Here is a 17,914-nt window from a genome sequence, read left to right as displayed (position 1 = left end):
ACGTAGTGGGGGAGGCCGGGAGGGGGTCAAGGCTGCTTGTGATCGAGCAGCCAGCGATAAAGCTCGTCGCGCTTGAGCCCGGTGAGATCGGCTGCCACCGCGGCCGCGCGTGAGATCGGCAGTTCCTGCGCCAGACGTTGCAGCAGGGCGGCGGCCTGGGCATCGAGTTCTGCCTCGGCCACGCGCGGCTGCAGCAGCAGCACGAATTCGCCCTGCGCCCGCCGGGGATCGGCCTCCAGCCAGTCGAGCGCGGTTTGCGGTGTGCACGGCAGCAGGGTTTCGAACTGCTTGCTCAATTCCTTGGCGAGGACGAGCTGGGCTTGTGCATCGAGTTCCAGCAAGGTGTGCAGGCAGTCGCGCAGCCGGTGCGGGGCTTCGAAAAACACTGTCACTCGCGGGCCTTGCAGCGCGGCCTGCAAGAACTCGCACCGCGCCGTGGCCTTCTCGGGAGCGAAGCCGGCGAAGCAGTAGCCCGCGCGCAGGTCCAGCCCGCCGGCGCTGAGCGCCGCCGTGACCGCGCTGGCCCCCGGTATGGGCATCACCCTCAGCCCGGCGGCATGGACCGCGGCGGCAAGGCGGCTGCCCGGATCGCTGATGCCCGGCGTGCCGGCGTCGCTGACGAAGGCCACGCGCTCGCCGGCGGCGATGGCCGCCACTACGGCCTGCGCCGCCTGCGCTTCGCGGTGCCGGTCGCAGCGCAGCAGAGGTTTGCGCAGGCCATACGCTTCGAGCAGGCGTTGCGCCACGCGGGTGTCCTCGGCGGCGATGCGGTCGGCCTGGTGCAAGACGGCCAAGGCGCGCAGGCTGATGTCGGCCAGATTGCCGATGGGCGTGGCCACCATGTAGAGCGCGGGGGGAAAATCCTGCTGGGCGCAGAATGCCAGCGCAGCTTGGGTGGGAGAGGACATGGCGGGCATGATGCAAATGTGGAAGCGACGCGCGGCGCGCCGCCTGGGGCAGTCGGCCGAAGCGCAGGCCTGCGCCGATCTGCAGGCCAGGGGATTGAGGCTGGTCGAGCGCAATTATCGGGTGCGCGGCGGCGAGATCGACCTCATCATGCGCGCGGCCGACGGCACGCTGGTCTTCGTCGAGGTGCGCGCCCGCAGCAACGCGGCAGCGTATGGCGGGGCGGCGGGCAGCGTCGATGCGCGCAAGCGCCGCCGCATCGTGCTGGCGGCGCGTCACTATCTGGCGCGTCTGACCGAGGAGCCGGTGTGCCGCTTCGACGTGGTGACGCTCGATGGCGACAGGCTGGAGTGGCTGCCCGGCGCGTTTGCGGTCGAGGAGTGAATGTGCGCAACCGCAGCCGCGACTAACATCACTGTTTTGCACCTTCCCCACACCATGTTAGAGCAGCGCATCCAGCAGCATTTTTTCGACAGCGCCGATCTGAAATACCAGTCCGCCGAGTCGCTGACCGGGCCGATTGCGCGCGCCGTCGATGTGCTGGCGACGGCGGTGTCCAATGGACACAAGATTCTGATCTGCGGCAATGGCGGCTCGGCCGCCGACAGCCAGCACCTGGCCGCCGAACTGGTGGGCCGTTTCGAGCGCGAGCGCCCCGAACTGGCCGCCATCGCGCTGACCACCGACACCTCCATCCTCACCGCCGTGGCGAACGACTACGGCTTCGACCATGTGTTTTCCAAGCAGGTCAGGGCACTGGGACTGCCCGGCGACGTGCTGGTGGCTTTCAGCACCAGCGGCAATTCGTCGAGCATCGTCGAAGCCGTGCGGGTCGCACAGGAACGTGAGATGAGCGTGGTGGCGCTGACCGGACGCAGCGGCGGACGGGTGGCTGGTCTGCTGCGCGAGGTCGATGTGCACATTGCCGTACCCAACGACCGCACCGCCCGCATTCAAGAGGTGCATCTGCTGACGCTGCACTGTCTTTGCGATGGCTTAGACTGGCTGCTGATGGGTGAACCGGAGTCCTCGGAATGACACAGATCAACGCACATATTTCTTCCCGGCCCGTTGCAGCCGCGGGCGGCGGGCGCAGTCGGCGCCGACTGTGGCGTGCGGCCGGCCTGCTCGCCGTCGTGCTCGCGGCCACGCAGTTGCAGGGCTGTTTCGTGCTGGGGCTGGGCGCGGTGGGTACGACCGCCTACGTGGCATCCGACCGGCGCACGGCGGGCTCCATCCTCGAAGACAACACCATTGGGCTCAAGGCCGACAACCGCATTTCGTCCGCCCTCGGGCCCGACTGCAATGTGCGCGCTGTGAGCTACAACCAGCAGGTGCTGCTGGTCGGTCAGGTGCCCAACGAGGCCGACAAGCAAAAGGCCGAAGAGATCGTCAAGGGCGTGCCCAATGTCAAGGCCGTGCTCAACGAAATCGACATCGGCCCGGTGGCCGACCTGAACCGCAGCGCCACCGACACCCTCATCACCACCAAGGTGCGCGCCGGCCTGATCGACGCGCACGACATTTTCGGCAACGCCTTCAAGGTCACCACGTCCAACAGCGTGGTCTATCTCATGGGCATCGTCACCCAGCGCGAGGCCGACCGGGCCGTCCAGATCGCGCGCGATACCTCCGGCGTATCCAAGGTCGTGACCATGTTCAACATCATCACCGAACAGCAATTGCGGGAAATGCAGAATCCGCAAAAGGAAAACGCGCCGCCGTCCCAGCCGCACGGCAATGAACCCTGAACCCTGTTTCTCCCTTCCCAATATAAGGACCGACCATGAGTTTGCGCGACGTGCCCGCCGGCAAGAGCCTGCCCGACGATTTCAATGTGGTGATCGAGATTCCCGCCCATGCGCCGCCGGTGAAGTACGAGGTGGACAAGGCCAGCGGCGCATTGTTCGTCGACCGCTTCATGTCCACCGCGATGCACTATCCCTGCAACTACGGCTATATTCCGCAGACCCTGTCGGAGGACGGCGACCCGGTGGACGTGCTCGTGGTCACCCCCATTCCTCTGGTGCACGGCTGCGTCGTGCGCTGCCGCCCCATTGGCATGCTGAAAATGACCGATGAAGCCGGGGTGGACGCCAAGCTCATCGCCGTGCCGGTGGAAAAACTGTTGCCGCAATACCGCCATATCCAGAAGCCCGAAGACCTGCCGCCCGAACTGCTCAAGCAGATCGAGCACTTTTTCAACCACTACAAAGACCTCGAAGCGGGCAAGTGGGTGAAGACCGAGGGCTGGGTCGGGGCGGATGCCGCGCGGGCCGAAATCAGCTCCAGCGCCGCGCGTTACACCGCCAAGTAATCGTCGTCTGTACGACAAAGCCCAAGACAAAGGCCACTCTCGGGTGGCCTTTGTCGTTTGTGGCGCTGCGGTTTCAGCCGTTTTGATCGCGCAACCGCGTCAGCAGCGACGAGGTATCGAGCCGGCCGCCGCCCGCTGCCTGCACATCGGCATAGAACTGATCGACCAGCGCGAGCACCGGCAGCCGCGCGCCGTTTTGGCGCGCTTCGTTCAGGCACAGGCCGAAGTCCTTGCGCATCAGATCGACGGCAAAACCGAAGTCGTAGCGGCCTTCGATCATGGTCGGGCCGCGGTTATCCATCTGCCAGCTCTGCGCCGCGCCCTTGCCGATGACCTGCAGCACCTTGTGCAGATCGAGCCCGGCACGCTCGCCGAAGGCGATGGCCTCCGCCAGGCTCTGGATCAGCCCCGCCAGCGCGATCTGGTTCACCATCTTGCACAGTTGCCCAGCGCCGTTGTCGCCCAGGCGGGTGACGGCGCGGGCGAAGGCGCCGATCACCGGCTGCGCCCGCTCGAAGGCCTGCACATCGCCGCCGCACATCACGGTGAGTAGGCCGTTCTGCGCTCCGGCCTGTCCGCCCGAGACCGGGGCGTCGAGGAAAAACAGCCCGCGTTCGCGCGCCGCCAGGCCGAGTTCGCGCGCCACATCGGCCGAGGTCGTGGTGTGGTCGATGAACACCGCGCCCGGCTGCATGCCGGCAAAGGCGCCGTCCGGGCCCAGGGTCACGCTGCGCAGATCGTCATCGTTGCCGACGCAGGAGAACACGAAATCCGCCCCCGCCGCGGCTTCGCGCGGGGTCGCCGCCGAATGTCCGCCATTGCGACGCACCCAGTCGTGCGCCTTGCTGGCGGTGCGGTTGTAAACGGTGACGCGGTGTCCGGCGCGGGCCAGATGCCCGGCCATCGGGTCGCCCATGACGCCCAGTCCGAGAAAGGCGACGGTCTGCGCGGGCGTATCGGTGGAGGTGGGGTTGCTCATGGTGAAAGTCGATCAGGAAGAGTAAAAAAATCACAGCAGCCAGAAGCAGCTCATGGCCACCGCCGTGGGCAGCAACGCGGCGCCCAGCAGTCCCAGCGGCTGCACGGCGCCGTCGTCAAAGCTGCTGCGCAGCAGCGCGATGCCGGCCGGATTGGGTGCGTTGGCAATGACCGTGAGGCCGCCGCCGCTGACCGCTCCCGCCACCAGCGCGTATTTGAATTCCGGGCTCAGGCCCTGCACCAGCGAACCGAGGTAGGTGAGCGCGGCATTGTCGGTGATGGCCGTCAGCGCCGTGGCGCCGAAAAACACCGCGGTCGCATCCATGCGGGTGAGCAGCGGTTGCAGCCACCATTGCTGTAGGCCGCCCAGCACCACCAGCCCGCCCAGAAAGAAACCGACGAGCATGCCTTCCTTGAGCATCAGCGTGTCCTGATAGCGCGCGTAAGCGGTGGCAAAGCCGACGAAAAACAGCAGCAGCGGAATGAACACCGCCGGATGGTGGGCGAACACCACCACGCCCACGAGAAACAGCAGGTGGATGCCAATGACGCTCAGCGGCGCGCGCGGTTGGGCGGGGTCGGCCGCGGCAGGCTTGGCGGGTCGTTCCAGCCCGGCGAGTTCGCGGCGGAACAGCAGGGTGGCGCCCAAGGCGTTGAGGGCCACCGCGATGGCGGCCTTCCAGCCGAACTGGGTGAGCATGAAGCCCAGGTCCCACTGCCAGGTCGAGGCCACCATCAGCACCGGCGGCGCGGCGAAATGAGTGAGCGTGCCGCCGATGGACACGTTGACGAACAGCACGCCCAGGGTGACGTATTTGAGGCGCAGCGACACATCGGCACGGAAAATGCGGTCACGCAGCAGCAGCGCGGCCAGGGTCATGGCAGCCGGCTCGGTGATGAAGGAGCCCAGCAGCGGCACGACCACGAGCAGCAGCAAATAGAACATCACCGCGCCCGGCAGGGGAAGGGCGCGAGCCAGACCGTTGACCCCGTCGCCCGCTACCTGGAGGATGGGCCGGGTGCCCGCGATGACCATGATGGCGAACACGAACAGCGGCTCGGTGAAGTTGCGCGAGTCGATATACGCCACCGCGTCGTGCTGGCCCAGCGCGGCGAACAGAAACACCATCAGCACCATCGCCCAGAAACCGAACACCACCTCGACCTCGCCAAGCAGATGCCACAGCCCGGCGTGCGCGGGCTGCCGATGCGCCAGGCCCTCGAAGAATTTGGTGGAAAAAGTATGGATCACCGCAATGGCGAACAGCGCGGCGCCCACGTATTGCACGTAGGCAGGGATCGAGTCGGTCATCGGTTCGGGTGAGTGGGGGCTAAAAGAAACAAGGTCTGATGGTATCGGCTGAATCGGCGGCGCGGCACGTCGTGGAGCCATAATGCAGCGCATCCGATGATTCGCGAGGTTTTGATGTCTGCCACTGCTTCGTCCGTCTGGAGGCAACTGCGCCGCATATTGCTCAGCCTGCCGGTGCTCATTGTGGCGGGCCTGTTCGTGTTTTACGTGGCCTTCGGCTATCTCGCGGTCGGGCCGCTGGCCGAGTATGTCATCCCCAGGCTGGCGCAGTCGCAGCTCGACAGCCGGGCCACGGTGGGCAAGGTGGCGTTCGATCCCCTGCGTCTGGATCTCACCGTGGACAAGTTGCAACTGAGCACGCCGCAAGGCGTGCCGCTGGCGGGGTTTGGCAGGCTGTTCGTCGATTTCGCCCCGGTGAGCCTGTTTCGCTGGGCCTGGACGTTTCATCAAATCCGCGTCGACCAGCCGCAGGTGAATGTGGCCATCGTGCAGGGCGGCGCGATGAACTGGGACGCTCTGCTGCATGCCCTGCAGCGCGGCCCCAAACCAGCCAAACCGTCGAACACCCTCCCGCGCGTGGTGATCGAGCACCTGCAGATCACGGGCGGCATGCTGCGCTATGCCGATGCCAACCGCACCCAACCCTATGCCACGCAGTTGACGCCGCTGAATCTGCAGGTCGACGACTTGTCCACCCTGCCCAGGGCGCGCGGGCGATATGCCCTCAGCCTGGTGCTGCCCGAGCAGAAGGCCACGCTGCGCTGGAAGGGTTATGTGGGCGTCAACCCGCCGGTGTCGGGCGGGCAGGCGGAACTCAGCGGGCTCGATCTGGCCGCGGTGGCGCGGGCGGTGCCGGGTCTGTCCAGCCGCCTGCAGATCGCATCCGGTGCGGCGACTGTCAGTGCGGCCTACAGTGCCGTGCTGACCCAACAAGGTTGGCAATGGGCGGTCAACGATCTCGATGCGCAGATTCGATCCTTCGATGCCAGGACGACCGCAGCGGCGGTGCAGTGGCAAAGCCTGAAGCTGGATCGGGCCAGGATCGACGGCGCGGCGCGCACTGCGTCGATGCAGATGCTGGCGCTCGACGGGCTGAACGCGGCATCGGGCAACGAACACCTGAAATTCCCCACAGCGCAACTGCAAGGCGCGCAGCTCGACTGGGGTCGGCAGCGCGCAGGTTTCGGGCCGCTGCAGGTGCAAGACCTCAGCGGACAGATCGGTCAGGCCGCGATCCAGGCGGGCAGCCTGCAGACGCAGCCGGGCACGGTCGACCTGACCCGGCACACCCTGCAACTGCCGCAGATGGCCTTGCAGGACACTCGGTTGCAGACCGAGGGTGCGCAGGCCAAGCCCTGGTTGTCGCTGCCCTTGTTCCAAGTCGATGCGGTGCAGGCCGATCTGGCGCAGCACCGCGTGCAGCTCGGTGCCGTCCAGCTCGACGCGGCGCGTGTTCAGCTCAAGCGTCTGGCCAACGGGCAGATCGATCTGCTTCAGGCGCTCGGCGCAGGGGCGTCGAAGGCAACCGTCAAACCTGCGACGACGGCGGCGGCCCTTGCGACCCAGCCGCAGCCCGCATGGAATCTGGATGTGCAGCGCATCGCCACCCGGGTGCAGTCGCTGGATTACACCGACCAGGGCTTCGAGGTGCCGTTGCAGGTGCGGCTCAGCGACGTCGAACTCAATACCTCGGCCCAGGTGACGCTGCCCGCGGGCAGCCCGGCGCGGGTTCAGGCCAAAGGCCTGCAACTGCACACGGCTGCCCTGCAGCTCGCCAGCGCAGGGCAGCCGCTGGCGAGCTGGAAAAGCCTGCAGCTCGGCACCAGCGAAATCAACCTGCCGTCTTCGGGCGTGGCCCATGTTCGTGCCGGAACCCTGCAAGTGGACGGTCTGCATACCGAGGTCACTCTGGCCGGGAGCGGCCTGAACTGGGCGCAGGCCTTTGCGCCCGCAGCCGCAACGCACGCGCCCACAGCGCCTGCCGCACGAAACCCGGCTGCAAAGCCGCCCGATCTGCAACTCAAGAGCCTTGCTCTGCGCGACTTTTCGGCGCGGGTCGAAGATCGCATGGCGCCCACGCCGATCCGTCTGGACGTGATGCAAGGCCAGGCCAGCGCCAGCAACCTCAGCCTGGATTTGCGCAAGGCCGTTGCGGTGCAAATGCGCTTTGCGCTCAAGCAGGGCGGCCGATTCAGCGCCCGCGGCCAGATCGCGCCGCAGCCGCTGGCCGGCTCGCTGCAGGTGAGCTTGCAACAGCTCGCGCTCACGCCCTTCGGCAGCCTGCTCGCGCCCTATGTGCGTCTGCAGCTGACCAGCGCAACGGCCTCGGCAGACGGCACGGTGAAGCTGGGCAAGGGCCAGGGCAGCATGCCGAAAGTGAGTTACGACGGCAGCGCGCAGGTGGACAACCTCGCGCTGGTCGAACCCGAAGGGCGCGCGCCGTTTCTGGGCTGGCGCAAACTCGCGGCCACCGGGCTGAGCGTCGACAGCTCGCCGCTGTCGGTGCGCATGACCGCGTTGCAGGCGGTGGAGCCTTATGGCCGCATCGTCATCAACCCCGACCGCACGCTCAATGTGCAGGCCATTTTGCTCACGCGCAAACCGGCACAGCTTCCTCCCGCGGCCGCTGCCCAGGCGAGCGCTGCGCAAAAGCCCCTGCCGCTGGCGCTGCGCATCGACCGCACCGCCATCGAAAACGCCGATGTGGACTTCACCGACCAGTCGATCAAGCCCGAGTTCCGCGTGCGCATGCAAAAACTCTCCGGGGTGATCAACGGCCTGTCCGACGCCCCCGACAGCAGCGCGCAGATCGAGCTCGACGGTCAGGTCAACAACTACGGCTCGGCCCAGGTGCGCGGGCAGTTGCAGCCTTTCCGCTCGACCCGGAACACCGATGTCACGCTGGATTTCCGCAACCTGAACATGGCCTCGATTTCGCCCTATTCGGGCAAGTTCGCCGGTCGCACCATCGAATCGGGGCGGCTCGATGCCCGGCTGGAATACAAGATCGTCAAGGCCCAGATGCAGGGCGACAACCGGTTCACCATCACGCGCCTGAAGCTCGGCCCCCACGTGGACAGTCCCGGCGCGATGAACCTGCCGCTCGATCTGGCCGTTGCCGTGCTGGAAAACAGCGACGGCCAGATCGACATCGACCTGCCGGTGCATGGCGACCTGAACAACCCCGAGTTCAGCTACGGCGGCATCGTCTGGCAGGCCATGGTCAACGTGCTGACCAAGATCGTCACCGCGCCGTTCCGCGCTTTGGGCGCCTTGTTTGGCGGCGGCGGCGAACCTACGCCGCAGAACGTGGTTTTCGCCCCCGGCAGCGCCGTGCTGGCCCCGCCCGAGCGCGCAAAGCTGCTGCAGATCAGCGAGGCGCTGCTCGAGCGGCCGCGGCTGGAATTGCAGGTGCCGCCCACGCTCGATGTTGCGCTGGATGTCGCTGCGCTGCAGGACGCTGCCGTGCGTCGCCAGGTATTGCTCAAACTGGGTGTAGCCGTGCCGCCTGATGCCAACCCCGGCCCGCTCGATCTGGGCAATGCCCGCACCCGCAATGCCATCTATGCGCTCTACCTCGACCAGCATCCCACCAGCGCGCTCGATGCGCTGAAAAAATCACTGCCCAAGACTGACGATCAGGAGCAGGCCTTGCTGCAGGCCATGCTGGCGCAACTGGCCAGGGCGGTGACGATTGCGCAGGCCACGTTGGACGCGCTGGCGCAGGCGCGGGCCCAGGCCGTGGTCACGGCGCTGACCACCGGCCCCAAGGCCTTGCCAGTTGCGCGGGTGCAGGTGGGTTCTGTGATCCAGGCGGAAGGCAAGGCGGCGCAGAAGGGCGAGAACAGCGGCGTGGTGCTCACGCTCGGCCTGGGCGCAGGCAACGACGTGACGAGGGCGCCGCCTGGCGGCCAGCTGGCGCCTGCCGCCATCCATCAAGGCAGGTAAGTGACCGGCCGCATGGCGAGAAAGCGCTCCAGCGCCGGGGGGCGGTAGTCGGGCAGGGCGGAATGCCGGCTGAGGGTGGAGGTATGCACGCCCTCGCGCCCGGCGGGGTTGGTCAGCCCCGGCTGGCGTTCGCGCTGGCCGAGCAGGCGGTAGAACAGCGTCAGGGTGTCGCCCATGGGTGCGGCGGGGTCGCCATGCGGGGGAAGCAGGGTCGCATCGAGCGCCAGACCGCAGCGCTGGGCGCGGTCGGCCATCCACAGCAGCGCCCCGTCGGACAGGCCGGTGAGCGTCTGCCCCCCGCCCACGTCGCCATGCACGCCCGGAAACCAGGCCTGCTCCACCACCTGATCGGTGGCATGGCTTTGCGTCTGCCACAGCGTCGGCACGAAAGGCTTGCGGCGCTCGTCCAGCGCCAGCGCCTGGAAGCCATAGCGCACATGGCTGCTCAGCGCCACGTCGTGAAATTCATAGAGGGGCTTGGTCCAGAAGCGCAGCGGCGTGACCGGAATGCCCAAGGCGCCCACCGTATCCCAGACGCCGATGAGTTCGATGGGCGCGTCCGGCCAGGCGTAGGCCTGGCGGAAGGCGATCGACTGCGGCGCGTTGGGGTGGCTGTCTGGCGTGCGGTCGCGGTAGAGGGCGTAGGCGTCGCCGACGTGGCCGATGTGCTGCGGACGCAGGATGCCGCAATTGCGGATCAGCCCGCCCACGCTGCGCACCGTATACGCGCCGCGGCTGTAACCGAACAAATAGATCGGGTCGCCCGGGTGATAGTTTTGCACCAGAAACAGATACAGTTCGCGGATGTTGGCCGAGATACCCAGGCCGAACGCGCCCCCGGTGAGCCTGTCCCACAGGCCGCCCTGTTCGCCCAGACCTTTTTGGTAGAACACGATCTGTTCGATGCCGTGGCTGTCCTGCGGCGCCACGGCCACGGAGAGTTTGACCACATTGGTCGGCGTGGGCGTGTTGCCGTCGTTCTGGTCGGGCCTGCTCCAAGTGCCGTCGGCGAACAGGGCGATGCGTTTCATCGATGGAAATGGGCAAAGGGCTTACGTTTTTTCACATCTGCATGATGGGGCGGCCCACGCCACTTGCCCACCCCCAAACCCGGTGTCGCACTGGACTTCGATCATGGGGGATAGACTGATGCAGAGTGACAGCTTTCGTTTCGACCATGACCCATCGCCATTCCACCTTTTCGGCTGAATCCTCGCAGCCCGCGCCAGACGCCCAGGCCGCGGTGGACGCCGCGATCACTTCGCGCCGCTCCATCCGCCGTTTTCTGCCCACTCCGGTTGCGCGCGAAACCATCGAGGCCATCCTGCAAGTGGCCGCGCGCGCCCCTTCGGGTACCAACACCCAGCCCTGGCAGGTGCATGTGCTCACCGGCGCAGCCAAGGACCGGCTGTCCGCCCGCATCCTGGCCGCGTATGACGATCCGGCGCAGGCCGCACAGCACACCGAGGAATACGCCTACTATCCGCGTGAATGGCGCTCGCCCTATATCGACCGCCGCCGCAAGGTCGGCTGGGATCTGTACGGACTGCTGGGCATCGCCAAGGGCGACAAGGCGGCGATGCACGCCCAGCATGGCCGCAACTACCGGTTTTTCGACGCGCCGGTCGGGATGATCTTCACCATAGCCCGGGTGATGCAGCAGGGCAGTTGGCTCGACTACGGCATGTTCCTGCAGAACATCATGATTGCCGCGCGCGCTCGCGGTCTGGACACCTGCCCGCAGGCGGCGTTCACCCAGTTTCACCGCCTCATCGAAGACGAATTGCAGATCGACGCCGCGACGCGGCAGATCGTCTGCGGCATGTCGCTGGGCTGGGCCGACGTGCACGCCATCGAGAACACCCTGGTGACCGAACGCGCGCCGGTCGCCGAGTTCGCGCAATTCCACGAAGCATGAACGTGCTGGCCTGGATCGGCGAAGCCCGCATCGCCCAAGCCGTGCAGGAGGGCAGGCTCGACCATCTTCCCGGCGCAGGCCGACCGCTCGATCTCACCGTGCGCGACGGCGCGCTCGAAGAGTCGGCGCGTCTGAGCTTGGAGCTGTTTGAACGCGCCCGCCGGGCGCAAGGCACAACCGCACAAGAACAACGCGAACGCGCCGCGCTGCGCCTGCTCTGGGCCAAGGCGCTCGCGCGCCAGCGCCGCCACCGCAACTCGCCTGACACATGATCATCGAATCGCTGCTCGACACCGACCTGTACAAGTTCACCATGATGCAGGTGGTGCTGCATCACTTTCCGGGTGCGCAGGTGGAATACCGCTTCAAATGCCGCACGCCCGGGGTCAATCTGGTGTCGCGGCTGGATGAAATCAACGCCGAACTCGACGCGCTCTGCGCCCTGCAGTTCAAGCCCGACGAACTCGACTACCTGCGCACCCTGCGCTTCATCAAGAGCGATTTCGTCGATTTTCTCGAACTGTTCCGCCTCAACCGCCAGCGCATCAGCGCCACACCCGTTGCCGACCCCGCTGCCCGCGCGCGCGGCGAAATCGACCTCGCCATCCGCGGCCCCTGGCTGCACACCATTCTGTTCGAAGTGCCGGTGCTCGCCATCGTCAGCGAGATCTACGCCCGCCATGCCCATGCCGACGTCGATCTGCAGGCCGGCCTGCAGCGCATCGACGACAAGATCGCCCTGCTTCACACCCCCGGATTGCAGGACTGCCGCATCGCCGACTACGGCACCCGCCGCCGCTATTCGCGCCATTGGCAGGCGCAGGTGCTCGGTCGCCTGCGCAGCGGCCTCGGCCCCCAGCTTGCCGGTACCAGCAATGTGCTGCTGGCCCGGCAAATGGGCCTCACGCCGTTGGGCACCATGGCGCATGAATATCTGCAGGCCTGCCAGGCGCTCGGCCCGCGCCTGCGCGACACCCAGGTTTTCGCCTTCGAGACGTGGGCCAGGGAATACCGCGGCGACCTCGGCATCGCGTTGGCCGACGTCTACGGTCTGCAGGCCTTTCTGCGCGATTTCGACCTGTATTTTTGCAAGCTGTTCGACGGCGCCCGCCACGACTCGGGCGATCCGTTTTCATGGGGCGAACAGATCATTGCGCACTACATGAAAAACCGCGTCGACCCGCGCACCAAGACGCTGGTGTTCAGCGACATGCTCACCATTCCCAGGGTCATCGCGCTGTACCGGCAGTTTCATGCGCGCGTGGGCCTGGCCTTTGGCATCGGCACCAATCTGATGCACGATCTCGGCTACGAGGCGCCGCAGATGGTGATCAAGATGACCCGCTGCAACGGCCAGCCGGTGGCCAAGGTCAGCGACGCGCCGGGCAAGAATATGTGCGACGACCCGGCGTATCTGGCCTACCTGCGCGAAGTCTTCCAGATTCCGGCCAGCCAACTGGTGGAGCACGATGCGGAGGATGGGTAGGGCGGCCTCAAGTCCGACAGGCTCCTAGACTGCGGGGTCTTCTTGACAGATACTGAACGCGGAGAATCGAAATGACAACCTTTCTGGAAGAAATCCATCCTGGCGGAATCTTGTTGGAAGAGTTAACGCGACCGATGGGCTTGACCATCCAACGGCTTTGCTTCCAGGGTATGTGTGTTCCAGCCGTCCGCCGCCTGACGGCGCAGGGGCTGAGGCAAAACGATTGAATCTCCATTGATGAACACAGACACCGCCCGCGCCGCGATCCTGGCGCAGATTCGAGCCCGTCAAGGGCGACCGGCCGCACTGCATGACCTGGAGGCGGCCGATGTCGAGGTCGATATCGGCCGCCATGTGCGTGGGCCGCAGCCGACGATCGCCGACCGCGTTGCGGGGTTCACCACGCAGGCGCTGGCGCTGCAGACGAGCGTCGTCCGGGTCGCCAGCGCGCAGGACGTGCCTTCCGCCGTGGCCGCCTATCTGCGCGAGCAGGGGCTGGACCTGCAGGGCGTGGCCTGGGAGACTTTGGCCGAGTTGCCGTGGACGCAGGCCGGGCTGGCGCTGCAGTACCGCCCGCCGCGTGACGAAGACAAACTGGGCATCACCGGCTGCTTCTGCGCGGTGGCTGAGACCGGCTCGCTGGTGCTGGCGAGTTCGCCCGAAACGCCCGCGTCCACCCATCTGCTGCCGCAAACGCATATCGCCATCGTGCCGGCCCGCCGCATCGTTGCCGCGCTGGAAGACGCCTACGCGCTGCTGCGGGCCGAGCTGGGGGAACTGCCGCGGGCGCTGTCCACCGTGTCCGGGCCGTCGCGTACCGGGGACATCGAGCAGACCATCGTGCTGGGCGCGCATGGCCCGTACCGCGTGCATGTGGTGATCGTCGATGCGGCTGATTGATCCGGAATTGAGAAGCATGCAGGGTTCATGGGCAATGCTGTGCATCGGCATCTCCCCCTCCCAACCTCCCCCGCAGGCGGGGGAGGGGCCGCTTTGCTCCCTCCCCACGCGTGGGGAGGGCCGGGGTGGGGAGGCGCAGTCTTTAACTTCAACGTGCCGGATCAATGAGCACGCGCGCCGCGGTTCAGGGGCGGGCGGGGCGGTGTTGCTGGCGTTGTTGACGCTGCTGCCTGCCCGTGCGCTTGCCGCCAGCGTCGGCGGTCCCGACCCGGCCACGCTCTCGCTGTGGTGGGGGCTGCCGTTCGCCGCCATGCTGTTGTCCATCGCGCTCATGCCGCTGTTTGCTGGCCAAGTGTGGCATCACCATCAGGGCAAGATCGCCGCGGGCTGGGCCGCGCTGTTTCTCATTCCCTTCGCCATCAGCTTCGGCGTGCAGGCCACCTGGGACGCCGCCCTGCACACCCTGCTGCACGAATACCTGCCCTTCGTCATTCTGCTCACCGCGCTCTACACGGTGAGCGGCGGCATTGCCGTGCGCGGCAATCTGCACGGCAGCCCGGCGCAGAACACGCTGCTGCTGGCCATCGGCACGGTGCTCGCCAGCATCATGGGCACGACCGGGGCGGCCATGCTGATGGTGCGCCCGGTCATCCGCGCCAACGACGCCCGCAGGCACAACGCCCATGTGCTGGTGTTCTTCATTTTCCTCGTCGCCAATGCCGGCGGCGCGCTCACGCCGCTGGGCGATCCACCGCTGTTTCTCGGCTTCCTCAAGGGCGTGGATTTTTTCTGGACCCTCGAACACCTTCTCGCGCCCACGGCCTTGCTCTGCGCGCTGCTGCTGGCGCTGTTTTATGCGCTGGATCGATGGTTCTGGCGTCAGGAAGCCGAGCACCCCGCCACCGACCCCACGCCCGACAGTCCGCTGGGCATCATCGGCGCGTGGAATGTGCTGTGGCTGGCGGTCATCGTCATCGCGGTGCTGCACAGCGGCCTGTGGAAGCCGGGCATGACCGTGCCGGTGCTGGGGCAACACCTCGAGTTGCAGAACCTCACGCGCGATGCGACGCTCATCCTCGTGGCGCTGCTGTCGCTGGCGACCACGCCGTGGCAGGCGCGGCATGAAAACCAGTTCGCCTGGGGGCCGATGATCGAGGTGGGCAAGCTCTTTCTCGGCATCTTCCTCACCATCATTCCGGTCATCGCCATTCTGCGCGCGGGCAGTGGCGGGGCGCTGGCGCCGCTGGTACAGCTCACGTCGGACGCGCAGGGCCAGCCCATCGCGGCCGCGTATTTCTGGCTTACCGGGGCGCTGTCATCCTTTCTCGACAATGCCCCGACCTATCTGGTGTTCTTCAATCTGGCGGGGGGCGACGCGGCGCAGCTCATGGCGCATGTCACCACGCTGATGGCCATTTCGGCCGGCGCGGTGTTCATGGGCGCGGTCACCTACATCGGCAATGCGCCCAACTTCATGGTCAAGGCCATCGCCGAGCATCGCGGTGTGCGCATGCCTTCGTTCTTCGGCTATATGGGGTGGTCGTTTGCCATCCTGCTGCCGTGTTTTCTCGTTCTCACCTGGGTTTTTTTCCGATGAACCCCTTTGCATCCGACGGCCCGCTGCGCGTGCTGGTGGCGCGCGCCGTGTTCCCCGACCTCATCGAGCCGCTGCGCGCGGTGGCTGAAGTCGAAACCACGCCCGATGACACCGTCTCCACGCCTGAGGCGCTGCGCGCGCGCCTGGCCGACAAGCACGGCGCCTTCATCACCGGCAGCGAGCGCATCGACGCGGCGCTGCTCGATGCCTGCCCGCAGCTCCGCGTCGTGAGCACCATGACCGTGGGCGTCGATCACATCGACCTGGCCGCCTGCGCCGAGCGCGGCGTGACCGTCACCCACGCGCCCGACGTGCTCACCGAGACCACCGCCGATTTCGGCTTTGCCTTGCTGCTCGCCGCAGCCCGGCAGATGAGCGATGCCGAGCGCTTTCTGCGCGCGGGGCAGTGGCAAAAGTGGAGCGTCGATCTGTTCGCGGGTGCCGATGTGCATGGCGCCACCCTGGGCATAGTCGGCATGGGGCGCATCGGCCAGGCCATCGCGAGGCGCGCGGCGCACGGCTTCAATATGCGAGTGCTCTATCACAACCGCAAACGGCTCTCCGTGCACATCGAGGAAGAGCTGCGCGCCAATTACCGCGATCTGCCCGAGCTGCTGCGCGAGAGCCGGCATGTGCTGCTGGCGCTGCCCTACAGTCCCGCCGCTTATCACTTCATCGGCGCGGCCGAGCTGGCGCAGATGCAGCCCGGCGCTACGCTGGTCAACATCGCCCGCGGCGGCGTGGTGGACGAAGCCGCGCTTGCCCACGCGCTGCACAGCGGCCACCTCGGCGCCGCCGGGCTGGACGTGTTCGAGGACGAGCCGGCCGTCAACCCTGAGCTGCTCGCCGCACCGCGTGTGGTGCTCACGCCGCACATCGCCAGCAGCAGCCTGCCCACCCGCCGCGCCATGGCGCAGCTCGCGGTGGACAATCTTCTGGCGGTGCTGCAGGGCCAGCCGCCGATCACTCCGGTGGTTTGAATGGCTATGTCGATTGAATGGATTTTGCTGGTTCTCGTCGCGCTGTTGCTGCTCGTGATGCTGGGCATGGGCTGGGCGCTGCTGGCGCGGCTGCGCGGCCTGGCCGAGCTGCGCCGCGAATTCGGCGCGGAACTTGCGCCCCAACTCGAACGCCTGGAGCGCGAGGTGCGCGGCGCGGTGCAGGCCAGCGGCCAGAGTCTGCGCACCGAGCAGGCCGGGCAACTGGCGCAGTTCCAGCAGATGCTGCTCAACCAGCAGGCCGAGAGCACGCGCACGCAAAACGCCCAGCTCGACGCCGTCAACCTGCAATTGCAGAGCCTGCAGAAGGCGGTGGGCGACACCCTGGTGCAGCAGGTCGGCCACCTCACTCAGACCAACACCCAGAGCCTGCAGACGCTGCAGGCCCAGCTCGTCGAGCGCCTCGAAGCCCTGCGCCACACCACCGACCAGCGCCTGATCGAGGCGCGCCAGAGCGCCGAGCAGGGTCAGACCGCGATGCGCGAGTCCACCGAGTTGCGCCTGACTGAACTGCGCCAATCCACCGACAAGAATCTGGCCGAGATGCGCGCCACGGTCGAGCTGCGGCTGCGCGAGTTGCAGGCGGACAACGAGAAAAAACTCGAACAGATGCGCGCCACCGTGGACGAAAAGCTCCACGCCACGCTGGAGCAGCGCCTGGGCGAGAGCTTCAAGCAGGTGGCCGAGCGGCTGGAGCTGGTACACCGCGGCCTGGGCGAGATGCAGACCCTGGCGCAGGGCGTGGGCGATCTGCAGCGGGTGTTCAGCAATGTGAAATCGCGCGGTGTGTTCGGCGAAATCCAGCTCGCCGGCCTGATCGAGCAGGTGTTCACTCCCGAGCAATACGGCGTGAACGTGGAAACCGTGCCCGGCAGCAACGCCCGGGTGGAATACGCCATCCGCCTGCCGGGCAGAAACGATGGCCCGGTCTGGCTGCCGATCGACGCCAAGTTTCCGCGCGAAGACTACGAGCGCCTGCTCGACGCGCAGGATCGTGCCGACAAGGCCGATGCCGAGGCCGCCTCCAAGGCGCTCGAACTGCGGCTGCGCGAGGAGGCTCGCACCATCCAGACCAAATACATCGCCGCGCCGCACACGGCGGATTTCGGCATTCTGTTCCTGCCCACCGAGGGGCTATACGCCGAGGCGCTGCGTCGTCCCGGTCTGGTGGAAGCACTGCAGCGCGAGCACCGCGTCATGCTCGCGGGGCCGACCACGCTGCTGGCCCTGCTCAACAGCCTGCACATGGGTTTTCGCACCCTGGCGCTGGAGCAGCGATCCACCGAAGTGTGGAAGGTGCTCGGCGCGGTCAAGACGGAATTCACCAAATTCGGCGACGTTCTTGCCAAAACGCGCAAGAAACTCGACGAAGCGAGCAACACCATCGGCAGCGCCGAGGTGCGCACCCGCGCCATGGCGCGTCAGCTCAAGACCGTCGAAGCGCTGCCGGTCGATCAGACCCAAACCCTGCTGGGTTTGAGCGAAGTCGACACCGACGAGCAGGAAGACGCGGTATAAAGCCAGATTTGATTTTCAACGCCGCAGGCATCGCGC

17 protein-coding genes are annotated in these 17,914 nt (G+C 66.6%); 13 read left to right on the top strand and 4 right to left on the bottom strand.

What is annotated here, in order from left to right:
• Window positions 1-26: 26 nt before the first annotated feature.
• A complete protein-coding gene (gene rsmI / locus RBR52_RS11495) occupies window positions 27-908 on the bottom strand; it encodes a 16S rRNA (cytidine(1402)-2'-O)-methyltransferase (RefSeq protein ID WP_320377399.1) in 882 nt (293 codons plus the stop codon).
• A gap of 7 nt (window positions 909-915) precedes the next feature.
• Between rsmI and RBR52_RS11490 the strand changes: the two genes are divergently transcribed.
• The 4 genes from RBR52_RS11490 to ppa are packed head-to-tail and all read left to right on the top strand — an operon-like array spanning window position 916 to window position 3,223.
• Complete coding sequence (locus RBR52_RS11490; protein ID WP_320377398.1) at window positions 916-1,290, top strand: YraN family protein; 375 nt, start codon at window positions 916-918, stop codon at window positions 1,288-1,290.
• 54 nt (window positions 1,291-1,344) lie between these two features.
• Window positions 1,345-1,944, top strand: coding sequence for a phosphoheptose isomerase (locus RBR52_RS11485; RefSeq protein WP_320377397.1), 600 nt, complete (start codon window positions 1,345-1,347; stop codon window positions 1,942-1,944).
• Window positions 1,941-2,657, top strand: a complete 717-nt coding sequence (locus RBR52_RS11480) for a BON domain-containing protein (RefSeq protein ID WP_320377396.1) — start codon at window positions 1,941-1,943, stop codon at window positions 2,655-2,657. The genes RBR52_RS11485 and RBR52_RS11480 overlap by 4 nt, the downstream gene beginning before the upstream one ends.
• A 35-nt stretch (window positions 2,658-2,692) precedes the next feature.
• Window positions 2,693-3,223 (top strand): inorganic diphosphatase, encoded by a 531-nt coding sequence (gene ppa, locus RBR52_RS11475; RefSeq protein ID WP_320377395.1) that lies wholly within the window; start codon window positions 2,693-2,695, stop codon window positions 3,221-3,223.
• 73 nt (window positions 3,224-3,296) lie between these two features.
• Here ppa and RBR52_RS11470 read toward each other — a convergent pair whose 3' ends face one another.
• Both RBR52_RS11470 and RBR52_RS11465 read right to left on the bottom strand, forming a co-directional pair.
• Window positions 3,297-4,202, bottom strand: a complete 906-nt coding sequence (locus RBR52_RS11470; RefSeq protein ID WP_320377394.1) for an NAD(P)-dependent oxidoreductase — start codon at window positions 4,200-4,202, stop codon at window positions 3,297-3,299.
• A gap of 30 nt (window positions 4,203-4,232) precedes the next feature.
• A complete protein-coding gene (locus RBR52_RS11465) occupies window positions 4,233-5,513 on the bottom strand; it encodes a putative Na+/H+ antiporter (protein WP_320377393.1) in 1,281 nt (426 codons plus the stop codon).
• A gap of 114 nt (window positions 5,514-5,627) precedes the next feature.
• Between RBR52_RS11465 and RBR52_RS11460 the strand changes: the two genes are divergently transcribed.
• Window positions 5,628-9,461, top strand: a complete 3,834-nt coding sequence (locus RBR52_RS11460; RefSeq protein WP_320377392.1) for a DUF748 domain-containing protein — start codon at window positions 5,628-5,630, stop codon at window positions 9,459-9,461.
• Here the strand turns inward: RBR52_RS11460 and RBR52_RS11455 are convergent.
• Window positions 9,449-10,492: a DUF2235 domain-containing protein gene (locus RBR52_RS11455; protein WP_320377391.1), complete on the bottom strand. Its 1,044-nt coding sequence runs from the start codon at window positions 10,490-10,492 to the stop codon at window positions 9,449-9,451. The genes RBR52_RS11460 and RBR52_RS11455 overlap by 13 nt on opposite strands.
• 146 nt (window positions 10,493-10,638) lie before the next feature.
• On the opposite strand from RBR52_RS11455, the gene RBR52_RS11450 reads away from it, so the two are divergent.
• From RBR52_RS11450 to rmuC, 8 genes are all read left to right on the top strand, one after another.
• Window positions 10,639-11,379: a nitroreductase gene (locus RBR52_RS11450; protein WP_320377390.1), complete on the top strand. Its 741-nt coding sequence runs from the start codon at window positions 10,639-10,641 to the stop codon at window positions 11,377-11,379.
• Entirely contained in the window at window positions 11,376-11,651 is a 276-nt protein-coding gene (locus RBR52_RS11445; protein ID WP_320377389.1) for a DnaJ family domain-containing protein, read from the top strand. The genes RBR52_RS11450 and RBR52_RS11445 overlap by 4 nt, the downstream gene beginning before the upstream one ends.
• A complete protein-coding gene (gene pncB / locus RBR52_RS11440) occupies window positions 11,648-12,865 on the top strand; it encodes a nicotinate phosphoribosyltransferase (protein WP_320377388.1) in 1,218 nt (405 codons plus the stop codon). The genes RBR52_RS11445 and pncB overlap by 4 nt, the downstream gene beginning before the upstream one ends.
• Window positions 12,866-12,936: 71 nt before the next feature.
• Entirely contained in the window at window positions 12,937-13,092 is a 156-nt protein-coding gene (locus RBR52_RS11435) for a hypothetical protein (RefSeq protein WP_320377387.1), read from the top strand.
• Between the two features lie 10 nt (window positions 13,093-13,102).
• Window positions 13,103-13,765, top strand: coding sequence for a lactate utilization protein (locus tag RBR52_RS11430; protein ID WP_320377386.1), 663 nt, complete (start codon window positions 13,103-13,105; stop codon window positions 13,763-13,765).
• 214 nt (window positions 13,766-13,979) lie between these two features.
• A complete protein-coding gene (locus RBR52_RS11425) occupies window positions 13,980-15,362 on the top strand; it encodes a sodium:proton antiporter (protein ID WP_413818321.1) in 1,383 nt (460 codons plus the stop codon).
• Complete coding sequence (locus tag RBR52_RS11420) at window positions 15,359-16,342, top strand: D-glycerate dehydrogenase (RefSeq protein WP_320377384.1); 984 nt, start codon at window positions 15,359-15,361, stop codon at window positions 16,340-16,342. Before RBR52_RS11425 ends, RBR52_RS11420 begins: the two co-directional genes overlap by 4 nt.
• A 6-nt stretch (window positions 16,343-16,348) precedes the next feature.
• Window positions 16,349-17,878 carry a DNA recombination protein RmuC gene (gene rmuC / locus RBR52_RS11415; protein ID WP_320377453.1) on the top strand — a complete coding sequence of 510 codons (1,530 nt, stop codon included), beginning with the start codon at window positions 16,349-16,351 and terminating at the stop codon, window positions 17,876-17,878.
• Window positions 17,879-17,914 lie beyond the last annotated feature (36 nt).

Source organism: Thiomonas sp. (genome assembly GCF_034007205.1).
Classification (GTDB): Bacteria; Pseudomonadota; Gammaproteobacteria; order Burkholderiales; family Burkholderiaceae_C; genus Thiomonas.
Note: the sequence above shows the minus strand (reverse complement) of the source record. Positions and strands in the feature narration are given on the sequence as shown.

Coding starts and splice junctions, on each gene's coding strand:
- rsmI (WP_320377399.1), bottom strand. CDS start 908: ATGTCCTCTCCCACCCAAGCTGCGCTGGCATTCTGCGCCCAGCAGGAT.
- RBR52_RS11490 (WP_320377398.1), top strand. CDS start 916: ATGATGCAAATGTGGAAGCGACGCGCGGCGCGCCGCCTGGGGCAGTCG.
- RBR52_RS11485 (WP_320377397.1), top strand. CDS start 1,345: ATGTTAGAGCAGCGCATCCAGCAGCATTTTTTCGACAGCGCCGATCTG.
- RBR52_RS11480 (WP_320377396.1), top strand. CDS start 1,941: ATGACACAGATCAACGCACATATTTCTTCCCGGCCCGTTGCAGCCGCG.
- ppa (WP_320377395.1), top strand. CDS start 2,693: ATGAGTTTGCGCGACGTGCCCGCCGGCAAGAGCCTGCCCGACGATTTC.
- RBR52_RS11470 (WP_320377394.1), bottom strand. CDS start 4,202: ATGAGCAACCCCACCTCCACCGATACGCCCGCGCAGACCGTCGCCTTT.
- RBR52_RS11465 (WP_320377393.1), bottom strand. CDS start 5,513: ATGACCGACTCGATCCCTGCCTACGTGCAATACGTGGGCGCCGCGCTG.
- RBR52_RS11460 (WP_320377392.1), top strand. CDS start 5,628: ATGTCTGCCACTGCTTCGTCCGTCTGGAGGCAACTGCGCCGCATATTG.
- RBR52_RS11455 (WP_320377391.1), bottom strand. CDS start 10,492: ATGAAACGCATCGCCCTGTTCGCCGACGGCACTTGGAGCAGGCCCGAC.
- RBR52_RS11450 (WP_320377390.1), top strand. CDS start 10,639: ATGACCCATCGCCATTCCACCTTTTCGGCTGAATCCTCGCAGCCCGCG.
- RBR52_RS11445 (WP_320377389.1), top strand. CDS start 11,376: ATGAACGTGCTGGCCTGGATCGGCGAAGCCCGCATCGCCCAAGCCGTG.
- pncB (WP_320377388.1), top strand. CDS start 11,648: ATGATCATCGAATCGCTGCTCGACACCGACCTGTACAAGTTCACCATG.
- RBR52_RS11435 (WP_320377387.1), top strand. CDS start 12,937: ATGACAACCTTTCTGGAAGAAATCCATCCTGGCGGAATCTTGTTGGAA.
- RBR52_RS11430 (WP_320377386.1), top strand. CDS start 13,103: ATGAACACAGACACCGCCCGCGCCGCGATCCTGGCGCAGATTCGAGCC.
- RBR52_RS11420 (WP_320377384.1), top strand. CDS start 15,359: ATGAACCCCTTTGCATCCGACGGCCCGCTGCGCGTGCTGGTGGCGCGC.
- rmuC (WP_320377453.1), top strand. CDS start 16,349: ATGTCGATTGAATGGATTTTGCTGGTTCTCGTCGCGCTGTTGCTGCTC.